The sequence below is a fragment of the Kribbella sp. NBC_00889 genome, assembly GCF_045207705.1.
GTDB lineage: Bacteria > Actinomycetota > Actinomycetes > Propionibacteriales > Kribbellaceae > Kribbella.
In genome coordinates this window covers 501,166-518,809 of the sequence record NZ_CP108783.1, presented here as the reverse complement: position 1 = coordinate 518,809, position 17,644 = coordinate 501,166, and the positions used below count along the sequence as shown (strand labels likewise).

The following is a 17,644-nucleotide window of genomic DNA, read 5'->3' as shown; positions in this document are numbered from 1 at the left end:
GGAACCACGTCGCAGGGAGCCCGCCCATGATCCCGCGCAGTTCAGTTCGCCATGCCCTCTTCCGCATCGCTCTGGTCCTGGCTGTCGTGCTAGGACTGCTCGTCACCGGTGGCCCGGCCGCCACTGCCGGTCCGGACCCCCACCGGCCACCGCCTGATCTCTTCCCCTCCGAGAACGGTCCGCTCACCCCCGACCGCAACCGGACCAGCAAGGCCGCCGACGTCATCCAGGATCTCGGCGCACCGATCAGCTCCCTCACGATCATGGAGGGTGCCATCGGCCGCACACCGGACGGCCGCGACGTCGTGTACGCCGTACCCGCCGGTGAGAACGCACTCCTGAACGTCGTCGACCTGCACTCCCGCCAGCTGCTCAACACCGTGTCGCTCAACGGGGCCGCCGGCGCGTGGGCGATCGTGGTGGCCGCGGACGGCCGTGTGTACGTCGGCACCTACCCGAACGCGCACCTCTATCGCTACGACCCGGCGGACGGCACGGTCAGCGACCTCGGCCAGCCGATCCCTGGCGAGTCACAGATCTACGGCCTCACCGCCGACCAGAACGGCAACGTGTACGCGGGCACCTACCCGACCGCACACGCCTTCAAGTACGACGGCAGTACCGGACAGGTCACCGACTACGGCTCGCTCGACCCGGTGCAGCAGTACGCACGGTCGACGGTGTACGACCCCGACCACAACGCGCTGTTCGTGGGCATCTCCACTCCGAACGCGAGACTGCTCCGCATCGACCTGGCGACCAGTGCGGTCGAGGACATCACCCCACCGGGTCTGCCGGCCAAGGACTTCATCGACCTCGACTACGCAGGCGGTCGGGTCTTCGCGAACGCCAGCAGCCGTCTGATCGTGGTCGACGCAGTCACAGGTGAGCAGCTCAAGTTCACCGACTCCGAGACCGGCAGTCAGGTCATGGACTACGCGATCGCCGCCCGCGGTGTGTCCGCAGCCGGTCCAGGTGGCGTGTACTTCACCACCAGCACGCTCGCCCTGACCCACTACGACCTCGACACCAACACGATAGGCCCGGTGTCGCCAACGGTCCGGCTGACCCGTGGCGCTTCGATCGGCTACGGCTGGGTCACCGAGAACGGCGTACCGGTGCTCTACGGTCTGGCCGGCAACTACTCCGGTGGGACGTTCCGGTACGACCCCCAGGCCGGGACGCTCGCGCAGTGGAGCTCACCGTTCCAGTACGTCCCGGTGCCACTCATGCACGCGCTCTCGGACCCGTCCGACGGCAAGGTCTTCGTCAACGCGTACCTGAACGGGTCGACGTCGGTCTACGACCCACCAACCGGCAAGTCCACGGTCACCACGCGACTGGGCCAGGTCGAAGGCTGGGGGTGGGACACCACCGGCAAGATGTACGTCGGCATCTACCCGTACGGCCGCCTGTCGCTCTGGGATCCGCACGCACCGGAGAGCCCGACGAACCCCCGTGAGCTGTTCAGTCTGGTCGACAGCCACCACCAGAACAGGCCCCTCGCGGTGGTCCCGTCCGGCGACCATGTGTACGTCGGCACCACGCCCGGGTACGGCGAGTACGGCGGAGCCATCACGGTGTACGACGTACCGACCGGTGCGTTCACGGTGTACCGCGATGTGGTGGTGGACCAGACGATCGCCTCGATCCTGCCGATGGGAACAACCCTCTGGGCGGGCTCCGGCATCGAAGGCGGCCAGGGCACCGAGCCGCGCGCGACCGAGGCCCACCTGGTCAAGGTCGATCCGGCGGCCGGCTCCGTCAGCACAGACGTCGTCCCCGTGCCCGGCGCAGCCAGCATCAACGAACTCAGCATCGGACCGGACGGCAACCTGTGGGGCCTCGCGGACGGCACTGTGTTCGTCGCCAACCCCACCACAGGCCAGGTACTGCGGACCATCCCGGTGTTCACCGGCAGGACCGGCGCCAACGACGGAGCACTGTCCTGGCGCGACGGATACCTGTACGGCGTGACCGGCGGCCGCCTGTTCGTCGTCGACAGCCTCAACGGCGAGGCGACCGTATTGCGCGACCACGGCCTCAACCGGCTCACGCAGACAACGGATGGCACCTACTACACGTTGCTGCGCCCGGACGGCTGGACCAACCCGACCAATCTGGCTTCCTACACCCCACCGGCGGACCCGTGTCCCCAGTCGGACCTCCGGACCACGGTGTGGACCGGGAACGTCAACAGCTACGTGATCAACCGCAACGTCCGCTACGGCTGCACGCTGACCGACGAGCTACCCGACGCGTCAGCCGACTGGCCGAACCACGCCGCCTACGTCCGCGCCGTGGACACGACAGTCGGGCAACTGGAGTCCGACGGCACGGTGGAGCGCTGGGAAGGAGTCCTCATCCGTGTCGCCGCGACCCGCTCCGACGTTGGCCGGTGATCACCAACTACCGGTGAGGTCCTCTCCGTACCAGCCCTCGATCAGGCGGCGGGAGATGGAGATGCTGCCGGGGAGGGCCATCGTGCCGGCTTCGACCAATGCACGAACGTCCTCCCTGGTGAACCACCTGGCCTCAGCGATCTCGTCAGCGTCCACCTCGATGTCGGTGCTCGCCGCCTTCGCGTAGAACCCGAGCATCAGGCTGGACGGCAGCGGCCACGGCTGACTGCCGGCGTACTCGATCTCGGCCCCCACGACCACTCCGGTCTCCTCGAGGACCTCACGCCGTACGGCGGCCTCCAGCGACTCGCCGGGCTCGACGAAGCCGGCCAGGGTCGAGTACCGGCCCTCGGGCCAGGCGGCGTTGCGGCCGAGGAGCGCGCGGTCCTGGTCGTCGGTGACCAGCACGATGATCGCCGGATCGCTCCGCGGGAAGTGGTGCGCGCCGCACGCCGGGCAGTCCCGCACGTGGCCGGCCTCGACCACGACGGTGTGCTCACCGCAGTTCGCACAGTGCGTGTGGACGGCGTGCCAGTTGGCCAGACCGATCACATGCACCGCGATGCCAGCCTCACGGTTGTCCAGGACCACGCCCATCTCGCGCAGACCGGCGTACGACTCGTCCGGTTGACCGTCGGCCAGGACCGCGAACACAGCGCGGCCGTCGGCGGTCTGACCGGCACCCGACTCGCGGTCGATGCCCAGGAAGATCCGGGCGCCCTCCGGCGCCTCGGCGGGAGCGAGCAACCGCAGTCCGGTCCGTTCGGGGTTCACCAGCATCTTGTCGCCGATCACCACCGCCACCTGCGTGTCCGGAGCGGCCCAGGCCTTGTCCAGCCAGTCGGCGTCTCGTCTGCGATCGGCCGCACGGTCCAGCACGGAGCGGGACAGGGCTAGGGAACCAGGAGCGATGGAGTAGGCCACGTGACTCAACATATCCCGGCACCGTGAGAGCATCCCTCGCATGAGTATTCACATCGCCGCCGAGAAGGGGCAGATCGCGCCGCGGGTGCTGTTCCCCGGCGACCCGCTGCGGGCCAAGTGGATCGCGGAGACCTACCTGTCCGACGTGACCTGCTACACCGAGATCCGGAACATGTTCGGGTTCACCGGCACCTACAAGGGTGAGCGCGTCTCTGTGCAGGGCTCCGGCATGGGCCAGCCGTCCGCGGCCATCTACGCCAACGAGCTGTTCGCGGAGTACGACGTCCAGACCCTGATCCGGGTCGGGACCTGCGGTGCGCTGACCGAGGCCGTCCGGGTCCGGGACGTCATCGTGGCGATGTCCGCGAGCACCGACTCGCAGATGAACCGGCTGCGCTTCCACGGCATCGAGTACGCACCGACCGCGGACTACAAACTGCTCCGCGCCGCGGTGGACGCGGCCGAGGCGGCCGGCCTGAACGTGCACGTCGGTCAGGTGTTCTCCGGCGACCTGTTCTACAACGACCGCCCCGATCTGGTGGCCCGGACCGCGGAGTACGGCGTACTGGGGATCGAGATGGAGGCTGCCGCGCTCTACACGCTGGCGGCGAAGTTCGGCCGCCGGGCGCTCGGCATCATGACGGTGTCGGACCACCTGATCACCAAGGAGGAGACGACCGCCGAGGAGCGGCAGACCACGTTCTCCGAGATGATCACGATCGCCCTCGACGCGGCGATCGAGGTGCCGGTCTGAACCGGGTCGCCACCGCCCTGGCCGCCCTGCTCCTGCTGACCGCCTGCTCGTCCGGCACCTCCAGCACAACACCAGAGGCAGACAAGCCCGAGGCGAGTGGCACAACCAGTACGACGCCGACCGCGGCAGCGACCGTGATGGCGCCCATCAAGGCGACCGCGGTCGTCGCAGGCCTGTCCGACGCCGGCTACAAGTGCGGCAGCGACGGTGCCTACAGCATCTGTACGTCGGGAGCCGCGTCGGTCTGGGTGCTCTCGGGTAGCCACCCACGCCCACCAGTGGTGTCACTGCACTCCGCCGGACCGGCGGACGTCGCGTCGGCCGAGATCGCCAAGGTCCTGCCGAAGGCGCTCGAGATCGCCCACATCAACCAGGGTCAGCAGATCGTGGACTGGTTCGGGCAGCAGGAAGGCAAGACCACCGCCCAACTGACCGTCGGCGACTGGCTGGTGGAGTACTCGGTCGAGGTCGACACCGAAGAGCCCGGTGCACACCTCACCCTCACCGACAAGCTCTGCAAGTCGAACTGCCAAGCAGAGTAGGGCGCGGCTATGCCGCGATCAGCTTCGGCAGGACCTGACGGACGCGGTCGGCCAGCAGGTCCGGGACCTTGTCCGGGGCCGCGGCGTACCCGACCACTGCCTGCTCGAAGAGGCCGTCGACGAGCGCGTACGCGGTGGGTGAGTCGACAGTCGGCGAGCCACCGCCCAGATCGGCGTACCGGGTGAGGATGCGCCAGATCATCTGCTCCAGCAGCTCGTCGATCGCGGTGACGTCCGCGCGCAGCTGTTCCTCGAACATGCTCTGGGCACGCAGGTCGTACCAGAGCCGGTGCATCGCGGTCTCCTCGACCAGCGTCTGCGTCATCTTGCCGAGGAAGCCGACTGCCAGCTCGTCCGCCGACTCCGCTGTCTCCACGACCTCGTCGTACCGCTGTGCGCACTTGGTCTTGTAGTACCGCACGCAGTAGCTGATCAGGTCGATCTTGTCCCGGAAGTAGTAGTGCACGACGCCGTGCGTGAACTCGGAGTTGTTCGCGATCTCCCGCAGGCTGGTCCGGGCGTACCCGAGCTCGCCGAGCGTCTTCAGCGCCGACTCCGCCAGCGCGATCCGGCGCCGCTCGACCTTGTCGATCCCGGACACACGGGCGGACCGGGCCGGCTCCGCGGCATCCGCCGTCACACTCATCGCCACTCCCTTCCGCAGCCGGGATCGTCGGCGTCAGAGTACCCCGCCACGGGCCAGGCGCGTCCCGTGGCGGGGAGATTTCTTGACAAGTGTCAAACAAAGTCTTGACGACTGTCAAAAGGCTGGCCAGAGTGTGAATCGACCATGGTGCGCTTCGAGCAAAGGAGCTTCAGATGGGCGGACTCGATCTCTCCGGCCGCAAGGCCCTCGTGACCGGCGGGGCCCAGGGGCTCGGCGAAGGGATGGCGAAGGCCCTTGCGGCGGCCGGCGCCAAGGTCGTGATCAGCGATCTGCAGAAGGACCTCGGCGAGTCCGTCGCCGACGCGCTCGACAGCGAGTACGGCGGTGGCCACGGCTTCGTCGCGCACGACATCACCGACGAGGGCGACTGGGAGAACGCGGTCGTCGCGGCCAACGACATTCTCGGCGGCCTGGACATCCTGGTGAACAACGCGGGGATCGAGATCACCAGCCTGCTCACCGAGGTGACCGCGGATCAGATCCGAAAGATGCTCGACGTGAACGTGCTCGGCACCACGCTCGGGATCAAGTGGGGCCTGCGGACGATGCGGCCGGAAGGCCTGGCCGGTAACGGCGGCGCGATCATCAACGTCGCGTCGGTCGCCGCCACGATCGCCTTCCCCGGCATCGCGGTCTACTCCGCGACCAAGTCCGCGGTCGACCGGCTCACCCGGGTGGCCGCGATGGAGTCCGGCAAGCTCGGGTACGGCGTTCGCGTCAACTGCATCTACCCCGGTCTGGTGCCGACTGCGATGGGCGCGGGCCTGGCCAACGACTGCGCGGAGCTCGGACTGTTCGAGTCCCCTGAGGCCGCGGTCGCGGCAGTGATCGGCCTGACCCCGGCCGGCCGGCTCGGTGAGGTCGCCGACATCGCCGATGCGGTCGTCTTCCTCGCGTCGGACGAGTCGAGGTTCATCACCGGCATCGGCCTGCCCGTCGACGGCGGAATGGGGATGTGACCATGACCAGCAAGCCCGTCGTCGTGTACGGCGCCTCCGGCTACACCGGCCGGCTGGTGTGTGAGTACCTGCGCCAGTACCACGTCCCGTTCGTGGCCGCGGGCCGTGACGAGGGCAAGCTCAAGAAGTCGATGGACTCCCACGTGGCCGGCATTGAGACCGCCGACTACGAGATCGCCGTGGTCGAGCACGACGTCACCGCACTGACCGACCTGTTCAAGGGCGCCTCCGTGGTGCTCAACACGGTCGGACCGTTCAGTGAGCTCGGACCGGCAGCGGTCGAAGCGGCTCTCGCGGCCGGTGCGCACTACACCGACACCACCGGTGAGCAGAACTGGCTGATGACCTGCGACGAGACGTACGGCCGCAAGTTCGCCGACGCCGGTCTGGTGCTGGCTCCCGGGATCGCGCAGATGTACACCACCAGCGAGATCGCCGCACAGTTGTGCCTCGAGGAGCCCGGCCTGGACACCCTGGACGTCGCGGTGTTCTGGGGCGGCAGTCCGACGATCGCGTCCACCCGCAGCATCCTGGTCAACGCAGCCACGTCCAAGCCGCACTACCTGGAGCGGAACGAGTACGTCGAGTTCCCCGAGCAAGGCGTCGTGCCGCTGGTGGTGCCAGGGCAGCACGAGCTGGCGCTGTCACTGCCTTGGGGTGGCATGTCGCACCCGGTCTGGTTCAAGCGCGATCCGCGGGTCGCCAACTGCAAGGCGCAGGGCGGTGTCTTCAACGTCGCACTGATGAACGGCGTACCGCAGATCGTTGCCGGCGCACTCGAAGCCACCAAGGACATGGCTCCGGACGAGCGCAGCGCCGCGCTGGGCGAGACCGCGCGCCAGGTGATGAACCAGATGCCGCCCCGGGAGAACCCGCGGGTGAACAAGACCCTGGACTCCGTGCACGCCTCCGGTCCGCTCGGCCGGGCGCACTGTGTCATCCACGGCAACAGCAACTACCAGCAGACCGGTCTGCTGCAGGCGTACGCGGCGTACTCGCTGCTGCAGATGCCGCCGAAGCGGGTCGGGTTCGCCAGTGGTTGCCAGGCGTTCGGTCACCGCGAGCTGCTCGGCGTACTGCGCAGCTTCGGGCTGGTGTCCGAGCCACAGCTCACGGTGCTGCGCTAGGGCCCAGGACACCAAGGAGATTGCAGTGCGACTGGTCGACTACCTCGACAAGGGCGCCTCGCTCGGTCCGGACGCACCCTGCCTGACCACGGACGGCGAGACACTCTCGTACGCCGACGTCCAGCAGCTGTCCTACCGGATCGCGGCCGGCCTCGCGGCGAGTGGTGTCGAGCCGGGCGGCAAGGTGGCGATCCTGGCGGCGAACGATCCGATCGCGTTCAGCTGCGTGTTCGGGATCAGCCGCGCCGGCGCCGTCTGGTGCCCGATCAACCCGCGCAACGAAGCGGCGGAGAACCGCGAGTTGCTCGACCAGTTCGACTGTGAAGTGCTGATCTACCAGGCCGCGTTCGCGCCGCTGGTGGATCGGATCCGGGACGCGCTGCCGAAGATCCGTACCTTCGTCTGCGTGGACCAGGATCCAGGCTCCGGTCAAGATCCCCACCTCATCGGCCGGAGCCGAACCGTCGGCTGGGACGCGTTCTGCGGGGGCGTGTCCCAGCCGGCACCTGATCTCACCGGTCCCGACGATCTGGCGTTGATCGTCGGTACCGGTGGGACCACAGGTCGTCCGAAGGGTGTGATGCTGAGCAACGGCAACCTCGAGACGATGACGGCGCTGACCCTGATGGGATATCCGTTCGGCGACCGGCCTGTGTACCTCGCACTGGCGCCGTTGACCCACGCGGCCGGCGTACTGTGCTTCCCCGTCCTGGCGTCCGGCGGCGAGATCGTCATCATGCGGACGCCCGACGTCCATGCCTTCCTCCGGCTGATCCAGCAGCATCGCGTCACCCACACGTTCCTGCCGCCGACGCTGATCTACATGGTGCTCGCCGCGGCGGAGCTCGACAGCACGGACCTCTCGTCGCTGCGCTGCTTCTGGTACGGCGCCGCGCCGATGTCAGTGGCGCGACTCGAGGAAGCTCTGTGGCGGATCGGCCCGGTGATGGCGCAGCTGTTCGGCCAGACCGAGGCGCCGATGATGATCTCGGTCATGCCGCCGTCCGCGCACTTCGATGCCGACGGCAACATCCTGCGATCCCGGCTGTCGTCGGCCGGGCAGCCGTCGCCGCTGGTGACCACCGCGATCATGGCCGCGGACGGGACGCTGGTCCCGCGCGGCGAACGCGGTGAGATCGTGGTCCGCGGCTCGCTGGTGATGAAGGGGTACTACCGCAATCCCGAGGCGACCGCGGCCGCGTCGCAGTACGGCTGGCACCACACCGGCGACATCGGCTACCTGGACGAGGACAACTACCTCTACATCGTCGACCGGGCCAAGGACATGATCATCACCGGCGGCTTCAACGTGTACTCGACCGAGGTCGAACAGGCGTTGATGGCGCACCCCGCCGTCCAGGACTGCGCCGTGATCGGCCGTCCGGACGACAAGTGGGGCGAGCGCGTCGTGGCTGTGGTCCAACTCCAGTCCGGCACCACGGTCGACCCCGGCGAACTGATGGCCTTCGCCAAGCAACGCATCGGCAGCGTCAAGGCGCCGAAAGAGGTTCTGCTCTGGCCCGATCTGCCGCGATCGAAGGTCGGCAAGGTCCTCAAGCCCGACATCAAGGCCCGCCTCGCCGCCGAGGTCGGCTAGCCGGCGGTCGCCGCGGTCGAGGCGACGATGATCGCGGCGGTGACCGCGGCCTGCATCTCGGTGACCGCCTTCTTCACCGCGTCCGCGGCCCAGTCCGAGTCGGCCAGCTGCTTCGCCCGCTCCTTCAGCGCCTTCTTGTCCACCGCATCGGCGACGACCTTCGGTACGACGTTCAGCGCGCTCAGTAAGGCGATCAGGGCACCGGTGCGCTCGTTCGGAGTCGTACCCACCTTCAGTGCGCTGTCCAGAGCCGCCCGCACCTCAGCCTCGTGCCGCGCGTCCTTGGCCGGCCAGCGCGTGACCGGGAACAGACCGAGCACCTTGCCCGCGTCCGCCTGCAACACGCCGCGCCCTGCGAGCTGCATGAGCAACTGATCTCGCAGTTTCTTCGACAGCCGGCCGATCTGGTCCTTCGGCCGCTTGCCAGGCTTGTCGGCGATGAAGGCGAGCCGCTCGTCCAGGATCGCGTCACCGGTCGGACGCGGGTCGAGCACTTTCAGGCGACCGGGCTTCACCCCGTCGCCAGCGGTGGTGATGTCGATCTTCCCGAGCAGCGTCAGTTCGATCAGGACCGCGCCCGCCAGCGAGTAGTCCAGACCCGGTGACCCGGCGATCGGCTTCCCGGTCTCGTCGTCGTACAGCAGCAACAAGAGATCCTCGGCAATCAACATGCCTCCAACGTAGGCAGGCCGATCGGCCATCCGCATCCGCCGCGCGGGTTACCCGCGGTATCCGCCTTTAGTAGTGGTGGCCGTTGAGCACCACCGGCTCGCCCAGTTCGGCGGCGAGCTCGGTGAGGAAGTCGGGCGAGAAGTAGTACCAGTGGATCGAGCGCACCTTGCCGTCTTCGGTGCTGACACGCATGAGGTCGTTCACGGCGGTGCTGCTGTCGCGGACGATGCGGATGACCACCACGGTCTCGCCCCACAGGTCCCGGACCTCCGCGGTGTAGCGGTACGGCTTGGACAGGTCGAGCGTGTGCTCGATGGACCCGTCGCGCATCTGGTCGGCGCCGTACTCGGTGAGGACGCCCATGATCTCGCTGTGCGCGTCGGCCAGCAGCAAAGCAGTCAGCCGGGGTACGTCGTACGCGTTGAACGCTGCGGCGACAGCGTCGAGCAGGCGGCGGTCCGGCGCCTCACGCACCTTGAGGGATTGCTCCCGCTCCGGTGAGTCCAGTCGGCCGCGTCCACGGTGCAGCGCGGCCTTGACAGCGCCCACGGACGTCCGCAGTACGTCGGCCACCTCGGCGAGCGTGAAGCCGAACAGGTCCTTCAGCGCGAGTGCCGCCCGCTCCTGCGGCGGCAGCAGCGTCACGAGCTCAGCCCAGGCGTCCCGGACCTCAGCGGGATCCGCTGTGGTCGGTGCGACCTGCTCCACGGCGTCCACCAGGACCGGCTTCTGCCGGCGGTAGCTGTCGACGTACGCGTTGGTCGCCACGCGAAACAGCCAAGCCCGCGGGTTCGCGATCGGGCTGTGCGCCTGCGCAGCCTGGGTGAACGCTCGCGCCAGCGACTCCTGGACCAGGTCCTCGGCGTCGAAGGCGTTGCCGGTCAGGCGGCGGCAGTAGGCGTACAGGTCGGAGCGCAGCAGCTCCAGCCGGTCGAGGAAGTCTCTCCGCGCCTGCCGCGCGGCTCGGAGCTCGGGCAGGTCGAGTGCGTCAGTCATGGTCATACCAGTCTGGACGGCTGCGGGCGCCGCCAGGATACGGGCCGGTTTCGATGCAGGGTCAGTTCTCAAGTAAGGTAAGCCTTAGCTAAGCAGGTTCGCCACCTCGAAAGCAGATCCGCCATGACCAGAGCACTGCCCGAGCCGACGTACCGGCGCTTCGTCGCCGGCATCGGCACCCTCAGCCTCCGGCCGTTCGACCTGATCGAGGACGTCACCACCCTGCACGGCTGGGTCACCCAGCCCTACGCCCGCTACTGGGGTCTGCTGACCGCGTCCCGTGCGGACGTGCACGCGGAGTACCTCCGGATCGAACAGTCCGGCCACCACCGCGCGTTCCTCGGCGAGCACGACGGCCGGCCCGCGTTCCTGATGGAGCGCTACGAGCCGTCGTACGACGCGGTCGGCGGAATGTACGACGTGGCGCCGGGCGACATCGGTATGCACGTGCTGGTCGCACCGCCGGTCGCACGCATCCCAGGCTTCACGGGCGCCGTCTTCGAGACGATCCTGGACAGCCTGTTCAGTGACCCTCTGGTGGACCGGATCGTGGTCGAACCGGACGTGCGCAACACCAAGATCCCTGCGCTCAACGAGCGGATGGGATTCCGCAAGCACAGCATCGTGGACCTGCCGGACAAGCAGGCCTGGCTGAGCTTCTGCACCCGCGACCAGTACGCCGAGGCGACGCGGATGAACGAGGCGGGCTGACATGACCGATCACCTGAACCCTGAGGCGTGGGCCGTCGTCAACCGTGCGCTGGTGCGTAAGGCGCTCGCGGAGTTCATCCACGAGCGGATCCTCGAACCCGTTGCCGCGGACAACGGTTACGCGGTCGGCGCGTATGAGTTCTCGGCGCAGCTGTATCCCTTGAACCATTGGGAGATCGACGCCATCTCGCGTGACGACGGCGGATCGATCGACGCGTTGGACTTCATCACCGAGTTCCACCAGCAGCTCGGCATCGGCTCCGACATGTTGCCGGTGTATCTCGAAGAGATCAGCAGCACGCTGGCGAGTGCGGCGTACAAGCTGTCCAAGCCGGATCTGACCGCAGCCGACCTGGTCACCGCGGACTTCCAGACGATCGAGGCCGCGATGACGGAGGGGCACCCTTGCTTCGTCGCGAACAATGGGCGCCTCGGGTTCGGCGTGACCGACTACCTCGCGTTCGCTCCGGAGACTGGTGCGGCGGTGCGGCTCACGTGGATCGCCATACGCAAGGATCGGGCCACGGTCTCGCACAGCAGTTCCATCACGTACGACGATCTGCTGCGGGACGAACTGGGAGACGACGTACTGCTCTCGTTTGCCCAGCGGATCGTGGCTGCGGGGTGTGCGCCGGCAGACTATGTCTACCTGCCGGTGCATCCGTGGCAGTGGGAGAACAAGACGTCGATCACGTTCGCCGCCGACATCGCGCAGCGGCACATCATCCTGGTCGGGTCGAGTGCCGACGAATACCAGCCACAGCAGTCGATCCGGACGTTCTTCAACCGGTCGCAGCCGTCGCGGCACTACGTGAAGACGGCGTTGTCGGTGCTGAACATGGGCTTCATGCGCGGGCTGTCCCCGACGTACATGGCCGCGACGCCGGCGATCAACGACTGGGTGTTCGACCTGGTCGAGAACGACCCTGTCCTGAAGCGGTACGGCTTCTCGGTACTGCGGGAGATCGCGGCTGCCGGATGTCACAACCGGTACTACGAGGCCGCGACGCAGAGGACGTCGCCGTACCGGAAGATGCTGTCGGCGTTGTGGCGCGAGAGTCCGGTGCCGGCGCTGGAATCGGGCGAACGGCTGGCCACGATGGCGAGCCTGCTGCATGTCGACCGGCATGGTTCGTCGCTGGCGGCGGCTCTGATCCGCGCGTCGGGGCTGGCGCCGGCGGACTGGCTGCGGGCGTACGTCGACGCCTACCTGATCCCGCTCGTGCACAGCTTCTACGCGTACGAACTGGTGTTCATGCCGCACGGCGAGAACCTGATCCTGGTACTGCGGGACGCGGTGCCGATCCGGGGCATCATGAAGGACATCGCCGAGGAGATCGCGGTGATGGACCCGGCCACCCCGCTGCCGGCCGACGCCGAACGTGTCCGCGCCGAGGTCCCCGACGACGAGAAGCTCCTGTCGATCTTCACCGATATCTTCGACTGCATCTTCCGCTTCCTGTCCCCGCTCCTGGACCGCGAAGATCTGCTGACGCCCGCCGAGTTCTGGTCCGTCGTCGGCGACTCCATCCGCGACTACCAGTCCGCGACCCCCGAGTTGGCGGCGGCCTTCGCGAAGTACGACATCTTCGCCCCGACCTTTGCCCTGTCCTGCCTGAACCGCCTCCAACTCCGCAACAACCAGCAGATGGTCGACCTCACCGACGTCGCCGGCTCCCTCCAGTTCGCCGGCTCCCTGGACAACCCGATCAGCTGATCCGGACCCCAGCCACTCACCAACCGAAGCCAGCGCCGCGAGTCCACGCTCGCACGGACGATGTCTGCACGTCCCGGCGCACCTTGGTGAGTGCCAGCGGTCCGCATGCTGTGGATAAGTTCCGCGGCGGTACGGCGGAATCCGTCACGCTGGTGGGGTGATCAGCCAACAGCCAGCCGAGACGCCTCGCGACGGGAGGCGCTACGAGATAGTCGCTGGGCGCCTGCTGACAACCGGCGCCCAACCGCCCGCGCACCACGCCGCCGTCATGGGCCTGATGGTCCACCTCAAGACGTCCTGTCCGCCCGACCTGATGGTCGCCGTCGGCTCACTCGCCTTCCGCCCCACCCCGACCACCACCCTCCGCCCCGACCTCATCGTCTGCCCCCGCGGCTACACCGGCGTCCATCCACCACTCCTGGCCGTCGAGGTCCTCTCCCCCTCCACCCGAACCACCGACGTCGTCCTCAAACGCGCCCTCTACGAGACCCACCACATCCCGTCGTACTGGCTCCTGGACCCCACCCACCAAGAACTCACCATCCTCACCCTCACCCCCACCGGCTACACCTGCCAATCAGTCCTCCAATCCGAAGAAACCTTCCACACCACCCACCCCTTCCCCATCACCCTGACCCCGTCCCAACTCCTGGGATGACAGGGCAATCCGGGGCAGATACTCATCTGCCCTTACACAACCGGGATCCCGTCGTCAGTGTGCTCGCATGAGAGACATCGATGTCGTGAGTGCCCTACGTCCCTCGCAGCCGGGTGCATTTAGTCCGTCCGACCTCGCCGAGGTTCCCGAGGACGTTGTCCGTTGTGAGCTGGTCGACGGCGCGCTGGTGGCGCGTCGTCCGCCGTCGCCGTCTCATCAGGCCGTGCTGCTCGAGCTGGCATGCGCTCTGCGGTGCGTTTGCCCTGAGCAACTGCGAGTCCTCCCTGCGCCGGTCCGCTTCGAACCTGCCGCCGGGCTGTCGTTGCTTCCGGACGTCGTCGTGTGTCGTCGCGAAGACGTCGGTGACAGGCGGATCGAGAGACCGTTGCTTGCGGTTGCGATTCTGGCGCGCAGCACTCAAGCGCTGGACACGGGCTTCAGGCAGGCCCTGTACGAGCTGTCGAAGGTGCCGTCGTACTGGATGTTCGACCCGGCCGAGCCCTCGCTGACTGTCCGGGAGTTGGTGGACGGTGAGTACGCCGAGAGAACGGTCGTCGGTGACGAGGTGTTCGAGGCGACGGTGCCGTTCGCGGTGCGGATCGTGCCGAGCGAGTTGGTTCGCTAGCCGTTCAGGAGGTTGATCAGTTGTTGTTTGGTGGGGAGGTTCGGGGGGCGGACTATGTCGGCTTGGCGTACGTAGTAGAAGGCGGCGGTGACCTGGTCGAGGGGGATGTTCATGAGTTCGGACCAGGCGACTCGATAGATGGCGAGTTGGAGCGGGTCGGCGGACTCGTTGCGGGTGGTCTTCCAGTCGATGACGTCGTAGCCGCGGGATCCGTCCGGGCGGACGACCTGGTAGACGGCGTCGATGCGGCCGCGGACGACCCGGCCGCCGATGGCCAGTGCGAACGGCGCCTCGATCTCGTACGGCGTGGTCTCGCCGTACGGCCCGATGCGGAACGCGTCCATCAGTTCGGTGAGATCGGTGTCGTCGACGATGTCCTCGTCCGCGGCGCCGGGCAGGTCGTCGGGGTCAAGGAGAAGTTGCTGCCCGAAGTAGCTCTCCACCCAGGCGTGGAAGCGAGTGCCGAAACGCGCCGCCCGGTTGGGCTTGCGCGGCATCGGCCGGGCCAGCTCCGACGCCAGACCGTCCGGGTCCTTCGCCAGCCGCATCACCTGGGTCGCCGACAGCGCGGCCGGCAGCTCGACGTCGTACGCCTTCCGGCTCCGGCTCTCCCTTGCCTCTGACAACAATCGCTCGATCTCGGAGTCCCAGCGTGCGACCGTCGCCTGCTCGTCCAGCAGCAGCGACTCCTCCGCCTCGATCGACGGTCCCTCCGCGCGCGAACGCTGCACCAACTCCACCGCATCCAGGCGGCGCTGGTACGACTCCGTGTCGTACGGCGTGGGCCACGGTGCCTGCGTCTGCTCGGCGAGCTCCGGGTTCTCCTCGGTCAGCTCTGGCTGCTCGGCCCACGCGATCACCCGCTCACCCGCATGCTTCTTCAGAGTCTCGAGGTACGACGACGGGCCGCGCGGACGCTTCTGCGTCGGACCCCACCAATGCCCGGTGGCGACCAGGATCTCCTTCGCGCGCGTGAAAGCGACGTACCCGAGACGCCGTTCCTCCAGCGCATTCACGCCCTTGCACTCGTCGGTGAACGCCTTCAGGCCGGCGTTGGAAAGGTCGTGGATGTCGGGCAACGTGTCGGCGTCACCGCGCAGCGGCCACGGCAGCACCTTCGCGTTCGTCGTCCACTTGTCCCGGCCACGGTCCGACGGGAACACCTTCTGCACCAGCGTCGGCACGAACACGATCGGCCACTCCAGGCCCTTCGACCGGTGCGTGGTGAGCAGCTTCACCGAGTCCGCCTCACTCGGCACGGCGAGGTCCAGGCCCGCGGCGTACTCCTCCTCGGCGGCGAGATAGGCCAGCAGGCCGTCCAGTGATCCGTCCGACTCGGTCGACACGAAGTTGCCGACGGCATCCAAGAACGCGGCGAGATGGTCGCGACGGCCCGAGTCGACGTGGTCGGGGGTCGCAGTCAACTCGACGTCAAGGCCGATGGTGCTGATCACGCGTCGTACCAGGTCTAGCAGCGGCTCCCCGGCGTGGGCGCGCAGCTCGCGCAACTCGACGGAGAGTTCCTTGAAGCGGACCATCGCCTCCGGCGAGTACCCCCAGGCATCCGGACCTGGATCGTCGACTGCCTCGGCCAGCGAGATCACTTCGGTCGAGTCCATCCCGGCGACGGCCGCGTCGAGTGCGGCGAGCAGGTCGTCGGCGTCCGGGCGGTCGCCGGTGTCGGCGAGGGCGCGCGAGCGATTCGCGAGCAGGGCGAGGTCGCGGTGCCCGATCCGGTAGCGCGGACCCGTCAGGATGCGGAGCATCGCGGCGTTCGCGGTCAGGTCGTTGACCGCCTGCAGCGTGGCCACGACGTCAACGACCTCGGGCAGCGCGAGAAGTCCACCGAGGCCGACGACCTCGACCGGGACCTTGCGTGCGATCAGCGCTTCGTGCACCGCGCTGAGGTCGACGTTCGTCCGCATCAGGATGCCGATGTCCTTCCATCGGCGGTTCGGAGTGCGGTGCGCGGCGACGATCGCGTCGGCGACCCACTCGATCTCCTGCGAGCGCGTCTCGAACAGGCCGACGGTGATCGCGCCCTCGGGTGCGTTCTCCGGGGCTTCGAGCGGGATCACGCCGGGGTGCTGTTCGTACAGCTCGGTGGCGTGCTGGTTCGCGGCGGCCAGGATGCGGCTGCCGCAGCGGCGGTTGACGCTCAGCACATACCGCTGGGCAGGCGTGCCGTCCGCGTTCGGGAAGTGCTCGGGGAACTCGTCCAGGTTGGCAACGGACGCGCCACGCCAGCCGTAGATCGCCTGGCACGGGTCGCCGACCGCGGTGACAGGGTGGCCACGACCGTGCTCGACATCCGGGCCGGCGAACAACGCGGTCAGCATCCGGCGCTGCGAGACCGAGGTGTCCTGGTACTCGTCGAGCAGGACGACCTTGTACCGCGAGCGCTCGGCGACCGCGACCTCCGGGCACTCCTCGGCCAGCCGCGCGCCGAGCGCCATCTGATCGGCGAAGTCGACGACGCCTCGCTCTGCCTTGTAGGCTTGGTACTCCTCGACCAACTGCAGGATCTCGCCACGCTTCAGCGCGGTCTCCGCGAGCTTGCGAACCTCGACCGTCTGCTTCCGCGCCGCCGCGACCTCCTGTCGTACCGCGTCGTCATGCTCGCGTACGTCGTCCGCCCGGAGCAGGTGGTCCGCGAGTTCACCGTCGAGCGCGAGCAGACTGTTGACGAGCGTGGGCACGTGGTGCGATGCGAACCGGATCGGCCCGGCAGATCGTCGTACGACGCGGCCCGCGAGCTGGAACCGGGTCGCGTCGGCGAGGACCCGGGCGTCGGGCTCGAGACCGAGACGGAGCCCGTGCTCGGCGATCAGCGTGCCCGCGAAGGCATGGTAGGTCGAGACGACCGGCTCGCCAGGCTCCTCGGGCTCCCAGTTCGGGATGTTGCTGCGGAGGTGGGCGGCCAGGATCGGGGGCTGGTCCTTCGGCAGGGTCGATCCGAGCACACCGGCCTTGGTCAGGTCGTCGCGGATCTTCACGTCGAGCTCGTTCGCCGCCTTCTTCGTGAACGTCAGCCCGAGCACTTCCTCCGGCAGCACCTGCCCGGTGCAGATCAACCACACCACGCGAGCCGCCATCGCCGTCGTCTTCCCGGACCCGGCGCCCGCCACAATCACCCCAGGCGCCAACGGCGCCGTGATAGCCGCCAACTGCTGATCACTGAACGGAATCCCCAGCAGCTCACACAACTCACCAGTGGACCTGAGCTGCGCAGCCATCAGCACTCCCCCTTCCACCCGGCAGCACGCCCGGCAGCCCGCCCGGCAGCCCGCCCG

15 protein-coding genes are annotated in these 17,644 nt (G+C 67.9%); 10 read left to right on the top strand and 5 right to left on the bottom strand.

All coding sequences use genetic code 11. The features are described from left to right. The first annotated feature begins 26 nt into the window (after positions 1 to 26). Complete coding sequence (locus tag OG817_RS02690) at positions 27 to 2,402, top strand: PQQ-binding-like beta-propeller repeat protein (protein WP_406051892.1); 2,376 nt, start codon at positions 27 to 29, stop codon at positions 2,400 to 2,402. Here OG817_RS02690 and nudC read toward each other — a convergent pair whose 3' ends face one another. Next, positions 2,403 to 3,326 (bottom strand): NAD(+) diphosphatase, encoded by a 924-nt coding sequence (gene nudC / locus OG817_RS02685; protein ID WP_406051891.1) that lies wholly within the window; start codon positions 3,324 to 3,326, stop codon positions 2,403 to 2,405. Positions 3,327 to 3,366: 40 nt separating this feature from the next. Here nudC and deoD point away from each other — a divergent pair, with 40 nt between their 5' ends. Together deoD and OG817_RS02675 are read left to right on the top strand one after the other, a co-directional pair. Continuing rightward, positions 3,367 to 4,080 carry a purine-nucleoside phosphorylase gene (deoD, locus tag OG817_RS02680; protein WP_360458037.1) on the top strand — a complete coding sequence of 238 codons (714 nt, stop codon included), beginning with the start codon at positions 3,367 to 3,369 and terminating at the stop codon, positions 4,078 to 4,080. A 137-nt stretch (positions 4,081 to 4,217) separates the two neighbouring features. Continuing rightward, a complete protein-coding gene (locus tag OG817_RS02675; RefSeq protein WP_406051889.1) occupies positions 4,218 to 4,622 on the top strand; it encodes a hypothetical protein in 405 nt (134 codons plus the stop codon). Between the two features lie 7 nt (positions 4,623 to 4,629). Here OG817_RS02675 and OG817_RS02670 read toward each other — a convergent pair whose 3' ends face one another. After that, positions 4,630 to 5,268: a TetR/AcrR family transcriptional regulator gene (locus OG817_RS02670; protein WP_406051887.1), complete on the bottom strand. Its 639-nt coding sequence runs from the start codon at positions 5,266 to 5,268 to the stop codon at positions 4,630 to 4,632. Between the two features lie 173 nt (positions 5,269 to 5,441). On the opposite strand from OG817_RS02670, the gene OG817_RS02665 reads away from it, so the two are divergent. The 3 genes from OG817_RS02665 to OG817_RS02655 are packed head-to-tail and all read left to right on the top strand — an operon-like array spanning position 5,442 to position 8,972. Next, a complete protein-coding gene (locus tag OG817_RS02665; RefSeq protein ID WP_406051886.1) occupies positions 5,442 to 6,248 on the top strand; it encodes an SDR family NAD(P)-dependent oxidoreductase in 807 nt (268 codons plus the stop codon). 2 nt (positions 6,249 to 6,250) lie between these two features. Further along, positions 6,251 to 7,375 carry a DUF5938 domain-containing protein gene (locus OG817_RS02660; RefSeq protein WP_396397318.1) on the top strand — a complete coding sequence of 375 codons (1,125 nt, stop codon included), beginning with the start codon at positions 6,251 to 6,253 and terminating at the stop codon, positions 7,373 to 7,375. 25 nt (positions 7,376 to 7,400) lie between these two features. Next, a complete protein-coding gene (locus OG817_RS02655; protein WP_406051884.1) occupies positions 7,401 to 8,972 on the top strand; it encodes an acyl-CoA synthetase in 1,572 nt (523 codons plus the stop codon). Here OG817_RS02655 and OG817_RS02650 read toward each other — a convergent pair. Together OG817_RS02650 and OG817_RS02645 are read right to left on the bottom strand one after the other, a co-directional pair. Beyond that, the gene (locus tag OG817_RS02650; protein ID WP_406051882.1) at positions 8,969 to 9,643 is read right to left on the bottom strand and encodes a GPP34 family phosphoprotein; all 675 of its coding nucleotides are present in this window, start codon (positions 9,641 to 9,643) and stop codon (positions 8,969 to 8,971) included. The genes OG817_RS02655 and OG817_RS02650 overlap by 4 nt on opposite strands. 67 nt (positions 9,644 to 9,710) lie before the next feature. Beyond that, a complete protein-coding gene (locus tag OG817_RS02645) occupies positions 9,711 to 10,640 on the bottom strand; it encodes a sigma-70 family RNA polymerase sigma factor (protein ID WP_406051880.1) in 930 nt (309 codons plus the stop codon). 123 nt (positions 10,641 to 10,763) lie between these two features. Here OG817_RS02645 and OG817_RS02640 point away from each other — a divergent pair, with 123 nt between their 5' ends. The 4 genes from OG817_RS02640 (at position 10,764) to OG817_RS02625 (ending at position 14,351) form a co-directional block, all read left to right on the top strand. After that, a complete protein-coding gene (locus tag OG817_RS02640; protein ID WP_406051879.1) occupies positions 10,764 to 11,351 on the top strand; it encodes a GNAT family N-acetyltransferase in 588 nt (195 codons plus the stop codon). A 1-nt stretch (position 11,352) separates the two neighbouring features. Continuing rightward, the gene (locus tag OG817_RS02635; protein WP_406051877.1) at positions 11,353 to 13,068 is read left to right on the top strand and encodes an IucA/IucC family protein; all 1,716 of its coding nucleotides are present in this window, start codon (positions 11,353 to 11,355) and stop codon (positions 13,066 to 13,068) included. Positions 13,069 to 13,225: 157 nt separating this feature from the next. Beyond that, the gene (locus OG817_RS02630; RefSeq protein WP_406051875.1) at positions 13,226 to 13,726 is read left to right on the top strand and encodes a Uma2 family endonuclease; all 501 of its coding nucleotides are present in this window, start codon (positions 13,226 to 13,228) and stop codon (positions 13,724 to 13,726) included. 67 nt (positions 13,727 to 13,793) lie between these two features. Further along, positions 13,794 to 14,351 carry a Uma2 family endonuclease gene (locus OG817_RS02625; protein WP_406051874.1) on the top strand — a complete coding sequence of 186 codons (558 nt, stop codon included), beginning with the start codon at positions 13,794 to 13,796 and terminating at the stop codon, positions 14,349 to 14,351. Here OG817_RS02625 and OG817_RS02620 read toward each other — a convergent pair. Next, complete coding sequence (locus OG817_RS02620; protein ID WP_406051872.1) at positions 14,348 to 17,587, bottom strand: UvrD-helicase domain-containing protein; 3,240 nt, start codon at positions 17,585 to 17,587, stop codon at positions 14,348 to 14,350. The two genes, OG817_RS02625 and OG817_RS02620, sit on opposite strands and share 4 nt — an antisense overlap. Positions 17,588 to 17,644 lie beyond the last annotated feature (57 nt).